General features: G+C 72.7%; 22 protein-coding genes. 11 read left to right on the forward strand and 11 right to left on the reverse strand.

Annotated elements, in window-relative coordinates; all coding sequences use genetic code 11:
* Positions 1–9: 9 nt before the first annotated feature.
* Positions 10–225, forward strand: coding sequence for a (2Fe-2S)-binding protein (locus AB1673_12140; GenBank protein MEW6154724.1), 216 nt, complete (start codon positions 10–12; stop codon positions 223–225).
* Positions 225–704, forward strand: a complete 480-nt coding sequence (gene bfr / locus AB1673_12145; protein MEW6154725.1) for a bacterioferritin — start codon at positions 225–227, stop codon at positions 702–704. The genes AB1673_12140 and bfr overlap by 1 nt, the downstream gene beginning before the upstream one ends.
* Here bfr and AB1673_12150 read toward each other — a convergent pair.
* Positions 701–1,447 carry a PIG-L family deacetylase gene (locus AB1673_12150; GenBank protein MEW6154726.1) on the reverse strand — a complete coding sequence of 249 codons (747 nt, stop codon included), beginning with the start codon at positions 1,445–1,447 and terminating at the stop codon, positions 701–703. The genes bfr and AB1673_12150 overlap by 4 nt on opposite strands.
* 183 nt (positions 1,448–1,630) lie before the next feature.
* On the opposite strand from AB1673_12150, the gene AB1673_12155 reads away from it, so the two are divergent.
* The 9 genes from AB1673_12155 (at position 1,631) to AB1673_12195 (ending at position 11,495) form a co-directional block, all read left to right on the forward strand.
* Entirely contained in the window at positions 1,631–2,425 is a 795-nt protein-coding gene (locus tag AB1673_12155) for an inositol monophosphatase family protein (GenBank protein MEW6154727.1), read from the forward strand.
* A 99-nt stretch (positions 2,426–2,524) separates the two neighbouring features.
* Positions 2,525–3,901 (forward strand): sterol desaturase family protein, encoded by a 1,377-nt coding sequence (locus AB1673_12160; protein MEW6154728.1) that lies wholly within the window; start codon positions 2,525–2,527, stop codon positions 3,899–3,901.
* A complete protein-coding gene (locus AB1673_12165) occupies positions 3,901–5,604 on the forward strand; it encodes a GH3 auxin-responsive promoter family protein (GenBank protein MEW6154729.1) in 1,704 nt (567 codons plus the stop codon). The genes AB1673_12160 and AB1673_12165 overlap by 1 nt, the downstream gene beginning before the upstream one ends.
* Before the next feature lie 3 nt (positions 5,605–5,607).
* Positions 5,608–6,798 (forward strand): enolase C-terminal domain-like protein, encoded by a 1,191-nt coding sequence (locus AB1673_12170; GenBank protein MEW6154730.1) that lies wholly within the window; start codon positions 5,608–5,610, stop codon positions 6,796–6,798.
* A 65-nt stretch (positions 6,799–6,863) separates the two neighbouring features.
* The gene (locus tag AB1673_12175; protein ID MEW6154731.1) at positions 6,864–8,003 is read left to right on the forward strand and encodes a hypothetical protein; all 1,140 of its coding nucleotides are present in this window, start codon (positions 6,864–6,866) and stop codon (positions 8,001–8,003) included.
* A 68-nt stretch (positions 8,004–8,071) separates the two neighbouring features.
* The gene (locus AB1673_12180; GenBank protein ID MEW6154732.1) at positions 8,072–9,193 is read left to right on the forward strand and encodes an ATP-binding protein; all 1,122 of its coding nucleotides are present in this window, start codon (positions 8,072–8,074) and stop codon (positions 9,191–9,193) included.
* Positions 9,190–10,035: a hypothetical protein gene (locus AB1673_12185; protein ID MEW6154733.1), complete on the forward strand. Its 846-nt coding sequence runs from the start codon at positions 9,190–9,192 to the stop codon at positions 10,033–10,035. Before AB1673_12180 ends, AB1673_12185 begins: the two co-directional genes overlap by 4 nt.
* Positions 10,004–10,960 (forward strand): alpha/beta fold hydrolase, encoded by a 957-nt coding sequence (locus tag AB1673_12190; GenBank protein MEW6154734.1) that lies wholly within the window; start codon positions 10,004–10,006, stop codon positions 10,958–10,960. Before AB1673_12185 ends, AB1673_12190 begins: the two co-directional genes overlap by 32 nt.
* Positions 10,961–11,321: 361 nt before the next feature.
* Complete coding sequence (locus AB1673_12195) at positions 11,322–11,495, forward strand: hypothetical protein (GenBank protein ID MEW6154735.1); 174 nt, start codon at positions 11,322–11,324, stop codon at positions 11,493–11,495.
* 55 nt (positions 11,496–11,550) lie between these two features.
* Here the strand turns inward: AB1673_12195 and AB1673_12200 are convergent, their stop codons facing one another.
* The 10 genes from AB1673_12200 to AB1673_12245 all read right to left on the reverse strand — a co-directional run bounded on the left by AB1673_12200 (position 11,551) and on the right by AB1673_12245 (position 21,342).
* Positions 11,551–13,968, reverse strand: a complete 2,418-nt coding sequence (locus tag AB1673_12200) for a helix-turn-helix domain-containing protein (GenBank protein MEW6154736.1) — start codon at positions 13,966–13,968, stop codon at positions 11,551–11,553.
* Between the two features lie 63 nt (positions 13,969–14,031).
* Positions 14,032–14,832, reverse strand: a complete 801-nt coding sequence (locus AB1673_12205) for a methyltransferase domain-containing protein (GenBank protein ID MEW6154737.1) — start codon at positions 14,830–14,832, stop codon at positions 14,032–14,034.
* 33 nt (positions 14,833–14,865) lie between these two features.
* The gene (locus tag AB1673_12210) at positions 14,866–15,417 is read right to left on the reverse strand and encodes an RDD family protein (GenBank protein MEW6154738.1); all 552 of its coding nucleotides are present in this window, start codon (positions 15,415–15,417) and stop codon (positions 14,866–14,868) included.
* Positions 15,414–16,484 (reverse strand): ATP-dependent 6-phosphofructokinase, encoded by a 1,071-nt coding sequence (locus AB1673_12215; GenBank protein ID MEW6154739.1) that lies wholly within the window; start codon positions 16,482–16,484, stop codon positions 15,414–15,416. The genes AB1673_12210 and AB1673_12215 overlap by 4 nt, the downstream gene beginning before the upstream one ends.
* Positions 16,485–16,536: 52 nt before the next feature.
* Positions 16,537–17,199 (reverse strand): hypothetical protein, encoded by a 663-nt coding sequence (locus AB1673_12220; GenBank protein MEW6154740.1) that lies wholly within the window; start codon positions 17,197–17,199, stop codon positions 16,537–16,539.
* Between the two features lie 59 nt (positions 17,200–17,258).
* Positions 17,259–17,672: a hypothetical protein gene (locus AB1673_12225; GenBank protein MEW6154741.1), complete on the reverse strand. Its 414-nt coding sequence runs from the start codon at positions 17,670–17,672 to the stop codon at positions 17,259–17,261.
* A gap of 27 nt (positions 17,673–17,699) precedes the next feature.
* Positions 17,700–18,329 carry a hypothetical protein gene (locus AB1673_12230; GenBank protein MEW6154742.1) on the reverse strand — a complete coding sequence of 210 codons (630 nt, stop codon included), beginning with the start codon at positions 18,327–18,329 and terminating at the stop codon, positions 17,700–17,702.
* Positions 18,330–18,333: 4 nt separating this feature from the next.
* Positions 18,334–19,524 (reverse strand): aminotransferase class I/II-fold pyridoxal phosphate-dependent enzyme, encoded by a 1,191-nt coding sequence (locus AB1673_12235; protein ID MEW6154743.1) that lies wholly within the window; start codon positions 19,522–19,524, stop codon positions 18,334–18,336.
* A gap of 9 nt (positions 19,525–19,533) precedes the next feature.
* Positions 19,534–20,331 carry an LLM class flavin-dependent oxidoreductase gene (locus tag AB1673_12240; protein ID MEW6154744.1) on the reverse strand — a complete coding sequence of 266 codons (798 nt, stop codon included), beginning with the start codon at positions 20,329–20,331 and terminating at the stop codon, positions 19,534–19,536.
* A gap of 18 nt (positions 20,332–20,349) precedes the next feature.
* The gene (locus AB1673_12245) at positions 20,350–21,342 is read right to left on the reverse strand and encodes an ROK family protein (GenBank protein MEW6154745.1); all 993 of its coding nucleotides are present in this window, start codon (positions 21,340–21,342) and stop codon (positions 20,350–20,352) included.
* Positions 21,343–21,352: the final 10 nt, after the last annotated feature.

Here is a 21,352-nt window from a genome sequence, read left to right on the forward strand (position 1 = left end):
GCGCGATCGATGTTCGTTTGCCACTGCCGGGCGGTCACCGACCGGACCGTCCGCCGGACGATCGAGAGGGGGGCCGGCACTCTCGGTGACCTGGCTTCAGAGTGCGGGGCTGGCTCGCGCTGCGGCGGTTGCCATATCGTCCTCGCCCGTATGCTCGCCGACGCCGGTCTCTCGCCCCACACGATGCTCGACCACCAAGCCTCCGACGACGCCTGCGCCGCCTGATGCAGAGCGACCCCGCCATCATCGAGTTGCTCAACGACGTCCTCACCGCCGAGCTGACAGCCGTCAACCAGTACTTCGCGGACCACAAGATGTGCGAGAACTGGGGTTACGGGCGCCTGGCCGCCAAGTTCCGCGAGGACTCGATCGACGAGATGAAGGACGCCGAGATGCTGATCGGCCGCATCCTCTACCTCGAGGGCGTACCCAACCTCCAGCGCCTGGGCCCCGTGCGGGTAGGCGAGACCGTCCCCGAGAAGCTGGCGCTGGCCCTCGACGTCGAGAAGGCGGCCGTCGCCCGCCTCAACGCCGGGGTCGCCCTCTGCGTCGAGAAGGGCGACAACGGCACCCGGCAACTGCTGGAGTCGATCCTGACCGGCGAGGAGGAGCACGCCGACTGGCTGGAGACCCAGCTCGGGCTGGTGACCAGCCTGGGCGAGGCCCTCTACCTCTCCCAGCAGCTCGCCGGCGACGAGGGCTAGGCCAGCAGCAGGCGGCGGAAGCCTTCGGCGTGGAGGGTGCCGGCCAGACGGCCGCTGTCCTCGGCCCGCTGGCGCAGCAGCGAAGCCAGCCACTCCGCGGTACCGCCCTCGTGGCCGAAGGCGGCTGCTTGGAGCTGGCTCTCGTGGCACAGCAGGGCCTTGATCTTGGTCTCCAGGGTCCGGCTCACGTCGACCCAGGCGTTGGGTTCCAAGGTCCCCGACAACAGCACCTGGCCGACGGCATGGGCGGGCCCGGCCTCGGGGAAGTAGTGGGGGCTGCCGGCTGCCGGTGAGACGGCGTCGAGCGTGGCCCACCCCGCCTCCCGGTGGTCACGGTGGTTGAAGTATGTCTCGCCGAAGAACACGGCCGTCGGGTCGGGGCACACGACCACGTCAGGACGGGCCCGGCGCACCGCGGCCACGATCTCGGCCCGCAGCTCGGCCGTGTTCGACAGTTCACCGTCGCCGTGGTCGAGCCGCGTCCAACCGGCCAGGCCCAGCACGGCGGCCGCCGCCTCGACCTCGGCCGCCCGCCTCAGGGCCAGCTCGTCGGGGTCGGCGGCCGGGTCGGCCGAGCCCTTCTCCCCCCTCGCCAGCAGCAGCAGGTGGACCTCGGCGCCCTCGGCCGCCCACCGGGCGAGGGTGCCTCCGCAGGAGATCTCGGGGTCGTCGGGATGGGCGTACACGGCCAGTGCCCGCCCGGGCACCTTGTCGAGCAACATGGCGAGCGGACGGTCGGCCACCGCTGGTGCTTACCAGCCCCCGGCGCCCCTGGCCAACGCCCCGAACACCGACCCGCGCAAACCTGCGCAAACCCCGCGCAAACCTGCGCGGGAATCGTGGGCGAAACGCCCACGATTCCCGCGCGGGTTTCGTCGGTGGGGCCCGGTGTGGGCCGGTGGTGGCGGGTTAGTAGGGTCCCGGGCGTGCCTGTGGACCCGTGCGCCCTGCTCGAACTGGCCGAGACGGCCGCCCGGGAGGCCGGTGACCTGCTGTTGGGCCGGCTCCGCCACGCGCGGCGGTCGGTCACGACCAAGTCGACCTCGACCGACATGGTCTCGGAGATGGACCGGGCGGCCGAGGCCCTGATCCTCGACCGGTTGCTGGGGGCCCGGCCCGAGGACTCGGTCCTGGCCGAGGAAGGTGGCGCCCGCACGGGGACGAGCGAGGTCCGCTGGGTGATCGACCCCCTCGACGGCACGACCAACTACCTCTACGGCCATCCCCGCTGGTCGGTCTCGATCGCGGCCGAGGTGGGGGGCGAGGTGGTGGCCGGGGTGGTGGCCGACCCCTCCCTCGACGAGGTCTTCACCGCCGTGCGGGGAGGCGGCGCCCACCTCAACGGCCAGCCCATAGCCTGTTCGGACAAGAACGACCTGGCCACCGCCCTGCTGGCCACGGGGTTCTCCTACCAGCCCGAGCGCCGCGCCCGCCAGGCCGAGGTCCTGGTGCACGTGGTCCCCCGGGCCCGGGACATCCGCCGCCACGGCGTGGCCTCCCTCGACCTGTGCTGGGTGGCCAACGGGCGCCTGGACGGCTACTACGAGACCGGCCTGCAGCCCTGGGACGTGGCCGCCGGCGCCCTCATCGCCACCGAGGCCGGGGCCACCATCAGCAGCCTCGACGGCGGCCCCCCGGCCAGCTCGTCCCTGCTGGCGGCCGCGCCCGGCGTGGCCCCCGCCCTCGTCCACCTCCTAAGGGAAGCCATCTCCTCCCGCTGACGGCCAGCCAGGCCGGGCCCCGACGTTTAGGGAGCCCCCAGCCGGCAATGAGGGCAACCCCGGGTTCAACCGGGACAAGCCCGTTCTTACGATCACGCCATGTCGTCACAGGTCGAGATCGTCAGCGAGCGGGCCCCGGTCGTCGAGCCCTCAGGTCGGACCGGGGGCCGGCCCCCCCACGTCGGGCTGCTGGGACTTCTGGCCGCTCTGTTCGTCGGTCGGGTGGTTGCCCAGCTCGTCCAGTACGTCCACCCTGTCGGCTTCCTGCCCCCCTTCGAGGACTGGCAGAGCGGCGCCCTCCCCTACGCCGCCCTGGTCGGCGCGCAACTGGCCATCATCGCCGGCCAGCTCCGAGTGATCCGCGCCGTCGGCCGGGGCCATCGCCTGCTGGGCCGCCCGTGGCGAACGGCGGTCCACACCTTCGCGCTCGCCTACGGCGTGGTGATGGCCCTGCGGCTGGTGGCTGGGCTCACGTTCGCGGCCGGCGGCGGGTGGCTTGACGCTCGCCTGCCCACGCTCTTCCACCTTGGGTTGGCCGCCTTCCTGCTGATCTGGACCGACCACGAAGCCGGGGCCGAGCGGGCCGATGTCCCCTCTGGCCGGCCGGTGGTCACGCCGTGGGCCATGCGGGCGCTCTTCTACCCGGTGGTCGTAGTCGGCGCCTGCGTCTGCTTCTACGTGCTGGACAGCAGCGGCGCCCCCACCACGGTGGCCGCCTACGCCCCCATTCTGGTGGCCGCCGTGCTGATCACCGCGGCCGAGGTGCGCTTCCCCTACCGCTCCGCCTGGTCGCCCGACCGCCAGACGGTGAGGACCGACCTGGCCTTCATGGCCGTCGTGCAGATGGTGGTCCCGGCCTTCGCGGCGATCGCCTTCGCGCTGTCCGCCAGTGCGGTCGTCGGGTCGGGGCTGGCCGCCGACCGCCTGTGGCCCGACCACCTCCCCGGGGTCGCCCAGGTCGCGCTGATGCTGTTCGTGGCCGACTTCCTGCGGTACTGGCAGCACCGGGCCATGCACCGCAGCCCGGCGCTGTGGCGGCTCCACGCCGTCCACCACTCCCCGGACCGGCTGTACTGGTTCAACGTCGGCCGCTTCCACCCGCTGGAGGAGATCGTCCAGTCGCTGGTCGAGACGCTCCCCTTCGTCATCCTGGGCGTCGACGGGCGGGTGATGGCCGGCTACTACGTCTTCTACGCCGTCAACGGCTTCTTCCAGCACTCGAACTGCGACGTGCGGCTCGGCCCCGTCAACCTGCTGATCGCCGGGCCCGAACTGCACCGCTGGCACCACGCGGCGGACGTGGGCGAGTCCAACCACAACTACGGGAACAAGCTCATCATCTGGGACACCCTCTTCGGCACCCGGTTCCTGCCCGCGGACCGCGAGGTGGGCGAGCTCGGCAACGGGGAGCCGTCCTACCCGAAGACCTTCGCCGGCCAGGTGGCGGCGCCGTTCCGTCGTACGGCCGGTGCGTGATGGCCGGCCTGCTGAACGGGCTGACGGGGGCCGTCGGGGGGAAGGCGCTGGACGTGGGGCTGGGCCGGCGACGGCGGCGGTTGTGGGGCGAACTGAGGGCGCAAGCGGCCGACCCGGCCCAGGCCCAGGCCGAGACCCTGGCCGAGATCCTGGCCCTCAACGCGGGCACCACGTTCGGGCGTGAGCACGGCTTGGGCTCGGTCCGGTCGCCGGCCGACTTCGCCAAGGCCGTGCCCGTGAACGACTACGAGTCGTTGCGGCCCTACGTCGAACGCCAGGAGTCCACCGGCGAGCCCGCCCTCACGGCCGAGCGGCCGCTGCTCTACGCCACGACCAGCGGCACCACGGGTACACCCAAGTTCCTGCCCGTGACCCCGACCGGGCTTCGCCGCCAGGCCAAGGCGCAGGGCCTGTTCTCTTCCATGCTCCACGCCTCCACCGGGGCGCTGTCGGGCCGCATCCTCGGCCTTGCCGGGCCTGCGGTCGAGGGCTACCGCCCGGGGGGAACGCCCTACGGCTCGGCCAGCGGCCTGATCCTCGAGAGCCTGCCGGCCCTCATCCGCCGCCGCTACGTGATCCCGCCCGCGGTACTGCACATCGCCGACCACGCCGCGCGCTACTACGTCACCGCCGCCCTAGCCCTCGCCGAAGGCGACCTCACCGTGATGGCCACCGCCAACCCGTCGACTCTGCTGCGGGTGCGCCAGGTGATCGTCGAGCGCTGGTCCGACCTCCTCGACGACCTCGGCGCGGGCCGGCTGCGGGGTGCCGGGGACATCGGGCCGCAATGGCCCCGGGAGGTCACGGCCGCCCTCCGCCCCGGGAGCCGGCGGGCCGCCCAGCTCCGTGCTCTTGGCGCCCCGGCGGACCTCACCTTCGGCGAGCTCTGGCCCCGGTTGGCAGCCGTCACCACTTGGACGGGCGGCAGTTGCGGGCTGGCCGTGGCCGGGTTGCGGGACCTGCTGGCCCCCACCACAGCCGTGGTCGAGCTGGGCTACCTGGCGACCGAGGTGCGGGGGACGGTGGCGGTGGACACGACCAGCGGGAACTGCGTGCCGACCCTGGGCGACAACTTCTTCGAGTTCGTCGACCGGGGGGCCCGCGACGGCGAGGGCGAGGGCGGCCACGTCGGCCACGGCCCGTTCCTCACCCTCGCCGAGCTGGAACAGGGCCGCCAGTACTACGTGTACGTCACCACCTTCGACGGGTTGTACCGCTACGACATGAACGACGTCGTCGAAGTCACTGGTTGGTTCGGCCGGGCGCCGTGCCTGGCCTTCGTCCAGAAGGGCAAGGGCTTCACCAACATCACCGGCGAGAAGCTCCACGAGAGCCAAGTCATCGAGGCCGTGGTAGCCGCCGGCCAGGGCCGGGCCCCGGGTGGAGGCTTCTTCCTCATGCTGGCCGACACAGCCACGGCCACCTACCGGCTGTACGTGGAGGGACCGGTCCACGGCCACGACCTCGACGGCGTCGCCCGGGCCGTCGACGAGGCGCTGGCCCGGCTCAACGTCGAGTACCGCTCCAAGCGGGCCAGCGGCCGGCTCCAACCGGTCGTCGCCCGGGAGCTGCGAACCGGGACGGGCGAGGCCTACCGGTCCCACTGCGTGGCCAACGGGCAACGCGACGCCCAGTTCAAGGTAATGCCCCTGCAGCGGTCCGAGGACTTCACCTTCGACCTCGCCCCCGCGGTCGTGGCCTGAACGATGACCGGGACGCGCATCGACCGGGTCGAGCTGTCGAGCTTCCCGGCCCGCTTCCGGGTCACCGTGCGGCACGCGTCCGCCGTCCGGGCGGCCACCGAGAACGTCATCGTCCAGGTCCGCACGGCGAGCGGCGCGACGGGCGTCGGAGAGGGCTGCCCCCGCCGCTATGTCACCGGTGAGACCGTGCAGTCCGCCCGCGCCTTTCTGGGGGACGTGGCCCCAGGAGCGGCCGCCGCGGCCACGACAGTGGACGGCCTGCGCTCATGGATGGCGGACCACCGCGAGAGCATCGACGCCAATCCCGCCGCCTTCTGCGCCCTCGAGCTGGCCCTGCTCGACGCGCTGGGCCATGACCAGGGTGTGCCCGTGGAAGACCTCCTCGGCCTGCCCGAACTGGAGGGGGTGGCACGCTACACGGCCGTCATCGGCGACAGCGGCCGCTGGGTGTTCGCCGTGCTGCTCCAGCGCTACCTGGCCATGGGGTTGTCGGACTTCAAGCTCAAGCTGTCGGGCTCGCTGGCCCGGGACCGGCGGAAGCTGGCTCGGCTCCGGCGCCGGGGCCCGGTTGTGCGCGTGAGGGTCGACGCCAACAACCTGTGGGGCGACGCCCGCGAGTGCATCGAACACTTGCAGCGCCTCGACTTTCCCTTCACCGCCATCGAGGAGCCCCTGGCGGCCAACGACCTCGCCGGGTTCGCGGCCGTGGCCGCCGCCCTCGGGGCCCCGGTGGTGATCGACGAGAGCGCCTTGCGGGGTGACCAGCTCGCCCGCCTACCCGGGCCCGCCGGGAGCTGGGCGCTCAACTGCCGCGTCTCCAAGATGGGGGGCCTGCTGCGTTCACTGGCCGCCGTGGAAGCGGCCCGTGCGATCGGCATGGGTGTCATCGTGGGTGCCCACGTGGGCGAGACGAGCATCCTCAGCCGGGCCGCCCTGACCGTCGCCGCCCACGCCGGTGACGGCCTGGTCGGCCAGGAGGGAGCGTTCGGCACGAAGCTGCTGCACCGCGACCTCGTATCCCCGGTCGTGATGTTCGGCCGCCGGGGGGAGCTGCACGTAGGCGCCGCCCCGTACCGCCGGGCGCCGGGCCTGGGCCTCACGGTCGACCAGTCCGCCCTCGTGGGGCGCGAAGTCCTCGTCGGACGCGCCGGGCTCACCGACGGTGGTCCCCGGCCGGCACAGCCGCCCGCGTGAACGCGCGGCAGCTTGCCGGCCGATTGGGCCTGGGTGAACCCGCCTCCGACCACTACCTTCTGCCGGTGGCTCTAACCCGCGAAACAGTGGCGCCCGCCGGCGGCGACGCGTTGCTCGACAGTTGGCGGAGCCGCAACTGCAGCGCGTCGGCCTCAGCCTGGCTCTACCACCTCGGTCTTGATGCCTTCTCCGCCATCGAGCACTTCCGTAGAGACCCGAGGTCCGCAGGCCCGTTCGGCTGCCTGCTCCTCCGCGACGTCGTGGCCTTCGCATCGGTCTACTGCGACAAGGGCGGCTCTCAGGCGGTCACCAAGGCGCTCATCTCAATGGCGGCGGCCACCGACCTGGTGGCCGCACACGCCCTTCGCCAGCACATCCCGGCGACTGCATTCGAGGCTGACCGAGCCATGAGCCAGTTCGGGCTGAGCTTCGGGTGGGCCGTCCAACTGGGTTCCTCCCGGGGCCCAGGTGAGCGCCTGGCCGCCTACGCCGCCCCGGTGGCCATGCAGGTCGCCCTCTCGTCGTTGTGGGGCCTGCGGGGACGAAGGCGGGCGGCTTACGTCCTCCGCGAGGCGGCGTGGTCGGTCATCGCCCTCTCGTGCATCGCCCAGCTGAGCGCCCTGATGCGCCAGGCGGTCGACGACGGCTACGCCGCAGCTGTGAAGCTCAACGCCCTGGCGGCCGCCGAGAACCAGGCCCGGGCGACCCTGCAGGCCCGCCAGGACACGCATGACCACCTGGTCAACCGGGCCCTGGTGGACTTCGCGGGCTGGGCCGAGACCATGGCGATGAAAGCCGGGCTGGCCCCCCTGGTCGCCGACCTGGCCCGAGCCGAGGCCGACGGGTGGCGTCACTGCCCAGAAGCCGGTGCGGTGACCGTCAACTGCCTCCGGCTACGGATCGTCTGTGCCCCCCAACCGGGCCCGGGCACCGTGGCCCAGTCCGCCAACCTCGACCCGGCTGACGGCCTGCTCTTCACCCGCGGGGCTGACCACGCCACCGTCTCGTGGCTCACGGCCGCGGCCAGGTCAGCGGGGAGCCCTCTGTCCGTCGAGTTGTCGGTCAGCCAGGGCAGCCTCGACTTGAACCTCGCCGCCACCTCGTTCTCCGACCTGACCGGCCGGCCGCCGGCTGTGGCATGTTCGGCCGAAGCTGGCCGAACCGTCCTGGCGGCGCGCCTTGCGCTTCAGGCGGGCGTGCGGTGAAGGCCAACGGCCCTAGGAGCAGGGCACCGCTCGGCATCTACCACCAGGCCGTTCAGAGCCCGATGCTCATGATGGCCCTCGAACCTTGGGCGTGGTCGGTCGTCGGGCTGGTGGCCCGGCCCAACCATCGCAAGCGCCAACTGCTCGCCACCGCGGCGCTCCACTCCGCCCACTCGGGCTGGGTCTACTGGCGGCTACGGCGACGGCCCGAGCTCGCCGCCGACCGGTCCTGGTTGGCCCGCCATGGCGTGCTGACCGCCGCTCGCTACCTGGTGTACCCGGCCATCGCTGACCGCCGGACCTACTGGCGGTCGAATGCCGACGATTCCGCCTTCTTCATGCAGGCGTGGGCCCCGGTGGTGCTGCTGGGGGCCGCGGGCAGCCCGGCCGTGGCCACGGCACCGCGAGCAATGGCCTCCGGCTTCGCGGTGGGTGCCACCCTCTACCTGGCCGGGGCACGCCTCAACGGGGAGCGGCTCACCCGGCTCGGTGTGGTCGCCGGCCAGAGGGTCCTCAACTACTCGGTGTCCTCGGCCATGGTCGGGCTCGTCGTCCACATCATCGTGCGGCTTCTCAACGACGCCTCTGAGACGATCGAGAAGGAGAAGGAGGAGTTCGGGCGGGTCTACCAGGACGAGGAGTACCGCAGGATGGTCCGGTCCGGGCGCGAGGAGGACACCGCGTTGCTCGACTCGCTGGCGGCGGTCGCCAGCCGGCACTTCGCAGGCTCACCTGAACTAGCGAGTGGGGTCCGGCGCCTGGTGGACGCCAAGGCCGAGACCCTGGCCGCCGAGGTCCCACCCCTGCGGGCCGTGGGCCTAGCCGACCTGGCCGCGGCCACCGCCGAGCCGTTCCCGCTAGCGGTGCGGGTCACGAGCCCGCAGGAGGCGTCCCTGGCGGCCCACGAGGCGGTCGCCGTGCCCATCTTCCTGAAGAACGCTTTCGACAACGCCGTTCGGCGAGGCCATGCGACCGAGGCCCAGGTGACGTACACGTGTGCCGGCAACGTGGCCCGGCTAACGGTCTCGGACAACGGCAGAGGCTTCATCGGCGAGCCCGGGCTGGTCAACGGTCATGGCCTGGCCATAGCTCAGGCGATGTTCCGGAGCATGGGCGGCGATGTCAGCGTCGGGAACGCCCCAACTGGAGGAGCAGAGGTGAGCGGTTGGTGGACCAGGCAGCCCGAGTGAGCGCCGACCGGATCGGCCTGCTCGTCGTGGAGGACCAGAAGACGACTCGCGAGATGGTCGTGGATCACCTCGAGGCCTATACCGACGGCAACGGTCGCCACCGGTACACGGTCGTTGCCCAGGCTGAGACTGCCGAGGAGGCGACTTCACTGATCGTCAACCACGATGTCGACTTCTCGGTGGCCGTGCTCGATCTCGCCCTCAGCCATCCCGACCACTACCCCCACGGGTTCGAGCTGGCCGAGTTGGTCCATAACCAGCGCCCCGATGTCCGGATCGTGCTCTGGAGCGCGTGGATGAGCGTCGAGGGCGACCTGCTGCGACGGGCCTCCCAGCCCTTCGGTGACCGCTTCCTGGTCGACGCCATCGTTTCGAAAGAACACTCCCTGCTCGACCTCATGGAGGCCATCAACACGGTATGCACGATGCCAAGCGTCTACCTCTGGGTCGACCCCCGTCTCCGCCCACCGCGGAGTTACTCGGCCGTCCTCGACCTGACCCAAGCCGAGGACGAGTGGCTGCGCGACTTCGCCCAGAACCCGGGGGGCAGGCCCAGGGACGCCATGGACCGGCTGGGGATCAAGTCGGGGGCCTACTACGAGCGACGTGACAAGACCAAGCTGAAGGTCGTCAAGGAGCTGACGACGCGCCGGAGCCCGCTATTGCGGTCGACGCCTGTGGCCGGGGCGAAGAGCGACAACCTGCTCCCCGACAGCGTTCTGTGGGAGTGGGCCCACCAGCGCTACCTCGACTGGCCCCTGACCCGCAGGGAGAAGGTCGCCCGGGCGGAGGCCCGCAACCCCAACGAGGGTGGGGCCCTGGGGGGCTCCTCTGGGGGCTGACGGCTACGGCACGGGGCTGGCTGAGGCGTGGCGGGAGGGTCGCGACGCCCTGGCCCCGACGGAGCTCGTTCTCGACGGGCGGCGAATCACCTATGTCGAATGCGGCACGGGGGAACCAGCGTGCATCCTGCTCCACGGGATCGCCAACACGTGGCGGTTCTGGACAGCGGTGGCCCCGGCCCTGGCCGCGGGGCGCCGGGTGGTCGCGCTCGACCTGCCGGGTTTCGGCGGCTCCGACCCCCTCGACGGGGACCTGACCGCCCCCGCCGCGGCCAGCGCCGTGATCGAGGCTTGCGACGCCCTCGGCATCGGGCACCTGTCGGTCGTCGGCCACTCGATGGGGGCCCTCGTCGCCTTGGCAATGGCGACGGCCCGGCCAGAGCGCGTCGTGCGGGTGGTCGTCGTCGGAGGGGCGTTGCTCGGAGTCCTCGACCTCTACGCCAGCGCCCGCCACGTCGTACGCCATCCATTGAGGGCCCTCCGACTGGTGTCGGTCGTGGTGCAGGGAGCGTTCCCGGCACCGGGCTGGCTGCTCGACGAGGTGGCCCGCTGGAGAGCCCTCCGCTACCTCACGCTCCGGCCGTACCTGCGCTGGCCGGGGCGCTTGGCGTCCGAACCTCTGCGGGACTGCCTGGAGGGTGTCGGCCGCCCGGCGGTCCTCGCCGCCGCCAGGAACGCGGGCCGCTTCGACCTCGCGGGAGCGGCCCACCAGGTGGCCGGCCCCGTACTGGTGATCAACGGCGACGGCGACCGCTTGTCGCCCCCCTCCGATGCCCTGCGGCTCTCCGGCCTGTTCGATGACGGCCGGCTCGAGCTCGTCGCCGGGGCAGCCCACTGGCCGATGATCGAGCGCCACCAGCAGGTGGCCAGGCTGATCGCGGACTTCCTGGGCCCAGAGGATCACGCGGTGAGAACCGGGCAGTAGCCCTACCGGGCACCCGGCAAGTCTCGGCTGGCCACGCGGGACAGCGCGTTGGGGCCCGCGTTAGCCGCCTGCCGCCCCCGCGAACGAACTCCGCCGAAGCCGGGCATCGGCCCGTACCGACGCACCAAAGACCTCGGCGGTAAGCCGCGGGTACTCCCCTGGGCCGCGCCTTGGCCGTCCGTCAGCATCTGGGGTGCCGGCTAGGCGCGTGTGGCTCACCTGGAAGTGGTCCACACGCCCGTACCGGCACTTGACAACCGGTACGTGAGGAAGACCCACGGCGCGTGGGCTCCCGGATTCGCACTCCTGAGCCTATCGCGCGCCCTGGCCCTGCTTCCTCGCCCAGCGAAAGCGAGCGCCCATGAACCAGAGCGTGTTGGTCGAGCCGCGGCACGACAGCCCCACGGAGATCCCCGAGAGGGGAATGGCACAGCCCGGCCGGAGCCGGAAGTTCCTCACCGGCTTCATCGTCTCGGTCCTGGCCCCGGTGGTGGTCACCGGTGTGGCCTGGGCAGAAGGGTGTGCCTGTGGTTGATAGCCCCTAGGGGTATCCCTTAGGGAAGGACGAGCGGATGGTGCGGGCCGCGGGGCTATGCCTCGCCGCCCGCACCTTCTCGCCTGACCAGGTCGATGGCGTCGGTGAGGTCCATCGCCCGGCCGGCGTTCAACGAACGGCTGGCTTCCCCCGGGGTCACATGCCGGCCGCAGCCGCTCAGCACGTCGGACCGCATGGCGTCCTGGTCAGGACGGGGAGACGCCCTCATCTCCTCCCACAGCCCGTCGGCTGTGCCGACGAGCTTCAGCGCAGTCCGCCACCTCTTCTCCCGAGTGAAGGCCGCGGCCAGGATCACCAGGGTCGCGGCGGACCACGGGCGGTCACCGAGTTGCTGGAAGGCAACCAGCGCGTCCAGGGCGAGGACCTCGGCCGACTCGGTGGCCCCTCGCTTGTAGGCCAGGCGGGCAAGCATGGTCGTCGTCGTCGCCAGGCCCCGGGCGTCGCCGAGGGCGATCTGGGCCCGCCTGCAACCCGCCAGCCACTCCTGGGCCTCCTCGTACTGGCCTTCCTTCTCGGCGGCCCACGCCAGGTTGCTGAGCGCGAGGGTCTGGTTGAACCGGTCGCCGACATCGCGCAGGAGCCGCGCCGCGTCCGTCCAGTGGAGGCACGCCTGGTCGACCTCGCCGCGATGGCGGCTGATCATGCCGCGGCCGATGAGGGCCTGCGCCCGGCCCCGGTCGTCCCCGATCGAGTGGTACAGCGCCACGGCCGCGGCGAAGCAGCGGTCGGCCTCGTCGAGCAGCGAGCGTTGCTCGGCCAGCGCCCCCTGGTTGAGCAGGGCCAAGGCCACGACATCGGGGAGCCCGAGGCGTTCGGCCATCGCGGCCGCAGCCGCCAGCACCTGTTCGGCCTCGTCGTAGTGGCCCGTCACCCAGGCGAGGGCCCCGGCTGCGGCCAACGCCACCGCTCTGGCCCGGCTTGGCCCCGTTGAGCCCGCAAGGGCCTTGGCCAGCCATTGCCGGCCAGTGGGGATGTCCCGCATGAGCATGAAGCGCCAGGTGCTGGCCGCGATGTCGAGTGCCATCGCCGGGTCGTGCTCGATCGCCCAGTCGAACGCCGTCCGGATGTTGGCCACCTCGAGGGCCAGCTCCGCGACGCAGTCGGATTGCTTGACACCCGTAAGCCCGGCCCCGCACCGGCCCGCCAACGCCGCGAAGTAGCGGGCATGGGCGCCGCGGACCACCTGTTCATCGCCCGCGATCGCCAGGCGGTTGGCGGCATAGGAGCGGATGCTGGCCAGCATGTCGAAGCGGGGCAGGTCACGATCGTCAGGCCAGTGCTCGATCAGGCTCTTGCCGGCAAGCGATGCCAGAAGCCCGAGGGTGCGGACGCCGTCCCCGCCCCCGACGGCCGACGCGCCCTCGGCATCGAAGCCACCGGCAAAGACGGACAGGCGGTCCAGCAGCCGGGCCTCGTCCTCGTCGAGGAGGGCCCAGCTGGCCGCGATCGCACTGGCCAGGGACTGGTGGTGGTCGGGCAAGTCCGCGGGCGCACCCTCGCCCAGCCTCAGCGGGGAGGCAGCCTGGTGGGCAAGGGTGGCCGCTCCGTGGAACGGAGCTCGTCCCGCGGCCAGGACGATGGCGAGCGGTAGCCCGTCGACGAGCGTGCACATCTGGGCGACGGCTAGGCAGTTCCGTTCGTTCAGGTCGAACCGAGGGTCGGCCATCTTCGCCCGGGAGACGAACAACTCCACCGCCGTAGAGGTGGCGATCTCAGCCAGGGACCGATGGGTGCTCAGGTCGGGCACCGTGAGAAGCGGAACAGGGAAGACGTGCTCGTTCACGAGGCCGAGTGCCTCCCTGCTGGTGACCAGCACCCGAAGGCCGGGGGCGGTGGCGCACAACCGGCTGACCAGCGAGCGGGCCTCGATCACGTGCTCGAAGTTGTCGAGCACGAGGAGCGACTGCTGGCCTCGGAGCCGCTGGACCAGAGCATCCTCCTGGTCCGAACCGCCAGTGGCGGACACGGCCAGCTCCCGACAAACCCGGCCGACGACACCGCCCGCCTCGCCAACGTCGAGCAGCGAGACCCACCAGGCCCCGTTGACGAGTGCGGGATCGAGACGGTTCGCGACCTCCGACGCCAGCCGGGTCTTGCCGATCCCGGGCGGACCGACGAGTGTGACCAGCCGGGCGGCGCCCTCCATCGCCGAGACCAGGGAGCCGAGCTCGGCCCCCCGCCCGACGAGGGTGTCGGGCGGGACGGGAAGGGGCGGCCGGGCGACGTCGCTGCTGGTGGCGTGCAGCAGGGCATCGGCAGGCTTACCGGCGACCTGCGCGAGCCGGGCAACGAACTGCCGGGTCGGTGGGCGGCTACCGCCCTCGATCTTGGCTATGTAGTTGGCGTCATAGCCGAGGGCCTCGCCGAGGGCCGCCTGCGACAGGCGGTTCGTGTGCCGCCACTGCTTGAGCCACTTCCTGAGATCTGCACCCGGCTGGTCGTCCGCCCCCATGCTCGCCCTCCTACGCTCCCCCTCCCGCCGGTCGGCCGTCCGTACGTTCGCCCCGTCTGACCTTCAGCCCGAGGGGGCCCCACCGGCCCAGGAGAGGGTGACGACTTCGCGCTCGGGAGGGGGGCCCATCTGGGCCACGAACTGCTCGACCTCGCCTTGGCGGTCGGGGGGCAGGCACAGGCGCCGGGTCAGGAAAGCGGCCCGTTCGGGCGACTCGGCCATCTGCCAACCGGGGCGGCGGTCGCGCTGGACCACAGGGTGCAGGCCGGCCTCCTCCAGCACGGCCACGGCGTCCTCGGCCGTCGGGCCCTCGGGCCGGTCCACACCCCAGAAGTGCTTCCACAGCGGGTTGGTGCCGGCCACCGGGTGGAGGGCCGAGATCTCGACGACGACCGTGCGGCGGGCGTGGCTGGTCAGAGCGATGACGAAGGGGGCCAGGTCGGGCACGTTGTAGAGGACGTGGTTGGACACGACCACGTCGGCCACCGGTACGGCCCGGGCCACGTCGGGCCACCGCCCCGGGTACAGCCGGTAGCGGGCCCCCCGCTCCTTGGCCTGGGCGGCGAACGCCTCCAGCATGTCCTCGCCCTCGTCCACCCCGGTGACCGACGTGGCCGGGGGGACGAGGTGGAGGCTGGCCCCACCGCTGCCGCAGCCAACGTCGAGCACGGTGCCGCCCTCGCCCAGGGCCTCCAGGGCCAGGCGGCGGGCGGGCGTGTCAGGTGGCGCCTCCCCGGCGGGCGCCGGCCCCGACAGCACGCGAGGCGTCAGCTTCCACGGGTCGGATGTCGCCTGGGCACGGATCTCGGCGGGGATCTCCCACTCGGCCAGTTGCTCGGCCCACCTCTTGTCGGCTTCACCCACGCTCGGCTCCTCCTGTCCAGCCCGGCAGAGAACTTACCGATCCTCGGCCGGGACCTTGACCACCAAGGTGCCCGCCAGGTGGTCGTGTGCCCCCCGGTGCAAAGGGTCGAGGGCCAGGTAGGCCCGAAGGCCGAAGGCGACGACCCAGCCCACCACGCTCAACTGGAAGGCGATGGCCGGCAGGGCCCAGCGCAGCACCGCCGCCAGCCACCCCGGCGGCCCCCCGTCGGCGGCCCGCACGATCTTGGTGCCGACGATGGCCTTGCCGGGGGTCCGGCCCCACAGGGCCACGGGCACGACCTCGTAGACGGCCAGGAACAGGAAGCCGGCGATGGCGAACACCCGGCCCGGGCCCGGGCCGATGTCCCCGGGACGCAACGTCCCCGCCAGCAGCATGCCCGGGGTGACCAGGACGGTCCCGGCCAGGGCGACATCGGCGGCGAACCCCACCACCCGCTGGCCTACGGTGGCCAGCAGGTCAGGGTCTCCCCCGCCCCCGGGGCGGCGACCGTCCCGCGGTCGCCCCCCGCCTCCACGCGCCGGGTGTCCCCAGTTCTCGTCGGGCCCCTCCGGGCCACCGGTCACCCGGAGAACACCCTGGCCACCCCGTGATAGAGGCCGGCGTCGACCGTCTTGATGGTGCCGACGGCCTCGGCCAGCGGCACCCGCACGATCTGGCCGGCCTGCAGGGCCACCATCTGGCCGAACGCCCCCTCGTGGGCGGCGTCTATGGCGGCGATCCCGAACCGGGTGGCCAGGATGCGGTCGAAGGCCGTGGGGGTGCCGCCCCGCTGGATGTGGCCCAGCACGGTCACCCTGGTCTCGAACCCGGTGCGCTCCTCGATGCCGGCGGCCACGTGGTAGGCGATGCCGCCCAGGCGCACGTGGCCGAACTGGTCGACCCCAGGCTCGACGGTGGCCAGCCCGGCGGCCTGGCCATTGGCCCCGTCGGCCCCGTCGGCCGTGGCGGCCCGGGGTGAGGCGCCCTCGGCCACCACCACGATCGACGCGTACCGGCCCCGGTCGTGGCGTTGCCGGAGGCGGGCGGCGATCTCGTCCAGGTCGAAGGGCTCCTCGGGCACCAGGACCTCGGCGGCCCCGCCGGCCACGCCCGCGTGGGTGGCGATCCACCCGGCGTGGCGGCCCATGACCTCGACGACCATGACCCGGTCGTGGGACTCGGCCGTCGTGTGCAGGCGGTCGATGGCGTCCGACGCGATCTGCACGGCGGTATCGAACCCGAAGGTGACCTCGGTGGCGGAGAGGTCGTTGTCGATGGTCTTCGGTACCCCGACCACGCTCACACCCTCGCCCGCCAGCTTGTCGGCCACCCCCAGGGTGTCCTCGCCGCCGATGGCGATGAGGGCGTCGATGCGTTCGGACCGCAGCGTCTTGAGGGCTCGCTCCACCGCACCGTCGATCTTGTAGGGGTTGGTCCGCGACGTGCCCAAGATGGTCCCCCCCTTGGGCAGGATCCCCCGGCAGCGTTCCACGTCCAACCCCATGGTGTGGCCCTCGACGACGCCCTTCCAGCCGTCGAGGAACCCGACAAGGTCATCGCCGTAATGGCGCTCCCCCTTGCGTACGGCCGCCCGGATCACGGCGTTGAGCCCCGGGCAGTCCCCTCCCCCGGTCAGCATCCCGACTCTCATGGGTGCCACCGTAGCCAGCCGTGTGCCGCCCGCAGACCGTGGGGCCGGGTGCTCAGGCGGGTGCCGCCAGCCGCAGGCCCTCCATCTCGCGCGCCCGCAGGCCGGCGATGCGGGCCAGGGCGTTGACCTGGCGCCGCTCCCGGGCCCGGAAGGGACGGCCTTTGCGTCCCAGCACCAGGGCGTAGGGCGTGCCGTCGAGCTGGGCCCATGCGGCGTCGTCGGGGCCGCAGTCCCCGGCCACCACGGGGGCCGACGACCGGCTGCCGGCCACGAAGGCGGCCAGCCAGGCGGGGGGCGGGGGGGACCCCTCGGCGGCCATCAGCAGCCGGTCATCGACGTTCACGGCGGCCGCCCACTCGGTCTCGAAGACCCTGCAGGCCCGGGCCACCAGTTCGTGGACGAGACCGGTCGTGGTCGTGGCCTCGACCAGCACGGCGGCCGCGTCGAGGGCGTCGAGGCGGGCGTCGAGACGGTCTGGGGCAGGCCGCACGTGCTCCACGTCGACGCCGTCGACCTCACCGATCTCGGCCACCAGCAACCCCACGACCGAGGCATCGGGCAGCTGGACGACGAGCTCGTCGATGGCCGTGCCCGCGCCCCGTTCGAGGATGTCGATGCCCACCACGTCGCCGCGCACCGCTCCGATGCGGCTGGCCACCGCCCCCAGGGCCCCGGGCCGGTCGGGCAACCACAACCGCACGATGAACGTCTCCACGGGCCTGAGGCTACGGCCCGGCCATGAACGGCGGGTTTCGGGCGGGGGAAAGAGGCGTTTCAGGCCCGGGGCCGCCGGGCGGCGGCGTCCTCGGCGAACAGCAGGAACTCGCCGACGTCGGCCACCTGGGCCAGCTCCCAGCCCCAGCGGGCCATCTCGGGGTCGTTCTCGGGCACGGTCTGGGGGCAGAACGGGGTCAGGTAGGGCAGCTTGGGATGGCCGCCGAACAGGGCGGTGAAGGCATAGGACGACCCCAGTGCCCGGCTCTCGACCATCACGTCGGGCGAGCAGGCGCAGTAGTGGACGAACCCCACGAACCCGGTGGCCGCCCCGTCCCGTCGCTCGACCTCGGCGCATACCAGCAGTTCGAGCTGGAGGGGCCGGCTGCAGGCACCGCACCGGAACTCACCGAGCTGGGCCAGCAGCGGGTCGGTGCCGCCGTCGTCGTCCTTGCGCTTGCGTCTGACGCCCATGGAAAGGTTGTCGGCCGCCGGTGCCCCTCAGTTGAGGGGTTTCTGGGCGACTGACGGGTGGACGGCGGCCGCCACCACGTCGGCCCACAGCACGGTGACCCCGCCCCGGCCTCGGGTCCGGCGGCGAGTGGCCACCGGTACTCCCGAGAACTCGCAGTGCTCGATCAGCTCGTGCACGAGGCCTCCGGCCTCCTCGTGGCGGACGACCAGGTCGTCGCCGTCGAGATGGAGCACGTGGGGCCCGGGCGGGGCCGGCCACTGGGCGGGCACGGTGACCTCCAGGCGCCGGTGGCCGGCGGCCCGCACACTCACCTCGGGGCGGGCGAGCACGAGGGGTAGGGCGACCCACGCCCAGAGCTGGCGGGCGGCGAAGGCCGCCAGGTCGAGGTCATCCCAGCGCCCGCCCCGAGCGGCCGCGGCCAGCGGCCTGGCGTCCCCGAGGCCGATGCGGACCTGGCCCCCTTCGACTGTGCCCCTGTGGCCCTTCTCCGGGAAGGGGTCGAGCACGACCTGGGGTTCGCCTTGGAGGGGGACGAACGCGGGCTGGCAGCGCACGGCCCGGGGCCGGACGTGGCCCGCCATGTGCACCCCGCCCAGCGAGAAGATGACCATGAGCGTCTGGCCCTGGGGCTCCTGCGCTGCGTCGGGCCCGTCCACGCCCCTACAGCTTGTCGAGCGCCCGGCGCAGGTTGCGGACCGCCTGGCCGATGCGCATCTCGTTCTCGATGAGGGCGAAACGCACGAAGCCGTCGCCACTCGGGCCGAAGCCGACACCGGGGGCGACGGCCACCTTGGCCTCTTTGACCAGGAACGACGCGAACTCGATGGACCCCATGGCCCGGTAGGGCTCGGGGATGGGCGCCCAGGCGAACATGGTCGCCTTGGGCCGCTCGATGTGCCAGCCGATGCGCTCCAGGCCGTCGCACAGGGCGTCGCGCCGGCTCCAGTAGATCTCGTTGACCTCCTTGGGGTAGTCGGAGGCCTCGTTCATGGCCACGATGGCCGCGATCTGGATGGGCTGGAACGTGCCGTAGTCGAGGTAGGACTTCAACTTGGCCAGGGCGGCCACGATCTGGGGGTTGCCCACCAGAAAGCCCACCCGCCAGCCCGCCATCGAGAACGACTTGGTCAGGGTGTACAGCTCGACGGCCACGTCCTTGGCCCCCGGGACCTGGAGGATCGAAGGCGGCGAGTAGCCGTCGAAGGCCGTGTCGGAGTAGGCGAAGTCGTGCACCAGCACGACCGAGCGCTCCCGGGCGAACTCCACGATCCGGGCCAGCCAGTCGAGGTCGACGCACGTCGTGGTGGGGTTGTGGGGGAACGACAGCACGATGACCCGGGGCCGGGGCCAGGCGTTCTCCCACGCCTCGGTGATGCGGTCGAGGAAGTCGCCGTCGTCGCCGTTGCCGTCGCCGTCGCCCAGGCGCACCTGGCGCACGTCAGCCCCCGCGAACAGGGGCGCGTAGAGGTGGATGGGGTAGGACGGCGTGGGCACCAGGGCGGTGTCGCCCGAGTCGAGCAGCACCCACATCAGGTGGGACAGGCCCTCTTTGGCCCCGATGACGTTGAGCACCTCGGTCTCAGGGTCGAGGTGCACCCCGAAGCGCCGCTCGTAGAGCGATGCGGCCGCGGCCCGCAGCTTGGGGATGCCCCGGCTGGACGAGTAGCGGTGGTTGCGGGCGTTACGGGCCGCCTCGGCCAGCTTGTCGACGGCCACGTCGGGCGAGGGGATGTCGGGGTTGCCGAACCCGAGGTCGATCACGTCTTCGCCGGCTCGCCGAGCCTGGACCTTCAACGAGTCGATGATCGTGAAGACATAAGGCGGCAGGGCGTTGATCCGGCGGAACTCCATGGCGTCAGGCTACCGGCCCTGGGACAGCTCCAGAGCCTGCGCTACCAGGTCGGGAGCGGCCTCGTCGGCCCCGACGTCGAGGGGTGCGCACACCGCCCACGTGGCCCCGGCGGCGGCCAGCGCGGCCAAGTGGTCGGCCAGGTCCGAGGGCGTCCCCCACACCAGGCCGGGACGGTCGCCGAGGCGCTCCCGCTTGGCCTCGGCTTCGGCCCGGTCCCTCCCCACCAGCACCTGGCCGGCCCACGTGGCCTCGACGCCGGCCGGCAGCCCCCGGGCCAGCGCCGTGAACCTGTCGAGGCCGATGCCCCACCCGTTCCAAGCGTCGGCCTCCCGGGCGGCCACCTCTACCAGCGCCGATGACAGGCCGCCGGCCCACGTGGTCACCCCCTGGTCGCGCAGCGCTCGCAGGCACCAGGCCAGCGACGCCAGCCTCTCGGCCGCCGGCGCGAAGGGCACGCCGTAGGCCAGGTTCTCCTCGCGGTTGGCCCGGTCCCCGGTGCCCAGCCCGGCGATGAACCGCCCCGGGCCGGCCACGCTGGCCGTCGTGGCCAGGGACTTGACCAGCACGGCGTCGGGTATGAGCCCTACCCGGGCCACCAGCGTCCCGACGACGACCCGGCTGGTGGCGGCGGCCAAGGCGGCGGCCAGCGTGGGCCCGTGCAGGGCCGGGCGCTCGGGCTGGCCCAGGGGCCACATGTGGTCGAAGACGAACACGCCGTCGAGCCCGGCCTGCTCGGCCTGCCGGGCCACGGCCAGCGCCGGCCCGGCCTCGTGGCGAAACTGAGGAAGGGTAAGCCCGAGCCGCACGGCGAGCCGCCCTCCCCTTCAGCCCCGGCCGCTGCCGGTGGCCAGGCAGGCGGCCCCGATGGCCCCGGCCCGCTCGCCCAAAGTGGCGGCAACGATGTCGATCTCGGGCCGCACGCCGGCCGCCTCCACCTCGGCAGCGAACGCCTTGCGCACCGGCCCCAGCAGGGCCTCGCCCGAACCGACCAGCCCGCCGCCGATCACGAACGCCTGGGGGTCGAGCAGGTTGGCCAGGTTGCCCAGCCCGACGGCCACCCACCGGGCGAAGGCACCCATGACCTCGGCGGCTTCGGCGTCGTCCTCGGCCAGGGCGGCCGACACGTGCTCGCCCCGCACGTCGTCGGGGCTGCCCCCGGCCAGCTCGACGATGCGGGTGGCCACCCCGGCCTCGGCCGCCTCCCGGGCCAGCCGGCCCAGGCCCGAGCCCGAGGCCAGCCGCTCCCAGCAGCCCCGGCGGCCGCACGGGCACGCCGGCCCGGCCGGGTCGACGACCATGTGGCCGACCTCGCCCGCGAACCCGTTGGCCCCCCGCCACAGCCGCCCGCCGGTCACGATCCCCCCGCCGATCCCGGTGCCCAGCGTCACGACCACCACCTCGTCGAGCCCCCGGGCCGCCCCCAGCTCGTGCTCCCCCCACGCCGCGCAGGTGGCGTCGTTGTCGACCTCGACGGCCACCGCGGTCCGCGCCGCCAGCCCTTCGGCCACAGCCAGCCCGCTCGCCCCTCGCAGGTTGGGGGCGAAGCGCAGCACCCCGCGACGGTCGACGAGGCCGGGCACTCCTACCCCCACGGCCCCCACCGGGCCCCGCCCGGCGGCCGCTCGGCCCAGCGAGCCCACGAGGGAAACCAGCGCGTCGAGCAGGTCGTCGCCCCGCGCCGGCGTCGCCACCCGCTCCTCGGCCACCACCTCGCCCCCGGCCATGGCCACGCCCAGCACCTTGGTGCCCCCCACGTCGAGCCCGACGGTGACCGACCGCGTACCGGTGCCAGCCTCCTCGGCGGCATAGGCGGCCACTCCCGAACCG

It is taken from the genome of Actinomycetota bacterium (assembly GCA_040754375.1).
Lineage (GTDB): Bacteria > Actinomycetota > Acidimicrobiia > Acidimicrobiales > AC-14 > JBFMCT01.

What these genes read in the sequence shown, in the direction of transcription:
- AB1673_12140 (MEW6154724.1), top strand. Translation starts at nt 10, where the DNA reads ATGTTCGTTTGCCACTGCCGGGCGGTCACCGACCGGACCGTCCGCCGG.
- bfr (MEW6154725.1), top strand. Translation starts at nt 225, where the DNA reads ATGCAGAGCGACCCCGCCATCATCGAGTTGCTCAACGACGTCCTCACC.
- AB1673_12160 (MEW6154728.1), top strand. Translation starts at nt 2,525, where the DNA reads ATGTCGTCACAGGTCGAGATCGTCAGCGAGCGGGCCCCGGTCGTCGAG.
- AB1673_12165 (MEW6154729.1), top strand. Translation starts at nt 3,901, where the DNA reads ATGGCCGGCCTGCTGAACGGGCTGACGGGGGCCGTCGGGGGGAAGGCG.
- AB1673_12170 (MEW6154730.1), top strand. Translation starts at nt 5,608, where the DNA reads ATGACCGGGACGCGCATCGACCGGGTCGAGCTGTCGAGCTTCCCGGCC.
- AB1673_12180 (MEW6154732.1), top strand. Translation starts at nt 8,072, where the DNA reads ATGATGGCCCTCGAACCTTGGGCGTGGTCGGTCGTCGGGCTGGTGGCC.
- AB1673_12195 (MEW6154735.1), top strand. Translation starts at nt 11,322, where the DNA reads ATGAACCAGAGCGTGTTGGTCGAGCCGCGGCACGACAGCCCCACGGAG.
- AB1673_12200 (MEW6154736.1), bottom strand. Translation starts at nt 13,968, where the DNA reads ATGGGGGCGGACGACCAGCCGGGTGCAGATCTCAGGAAGTGGCTCAAG.
- AB1673_12215 (MEW6154739.1), bottom strand. Translation starts at nt 16,484, where the DNA reads ATGAGAGTCGGGATGCTGACCGGGGGAGGGGACTGCCCGGGGCTCAAC.
- AB1673_12225 (MEW6154741.1), bottom strand. Translation starts at nt 17,672, where the DNA reads ATGGGCGTCAGACGCAAGCGCAAGGACGACGACGGCGGCACCGACCCG.
- AB1673_12235 (MEW6154743.1), bottom strand. Translation starts at nt 19,524, where the DNA reads ATGGAGTTCCGCCGGATCAACGCCCTGCCGCCTTATGTCTTCACGATC.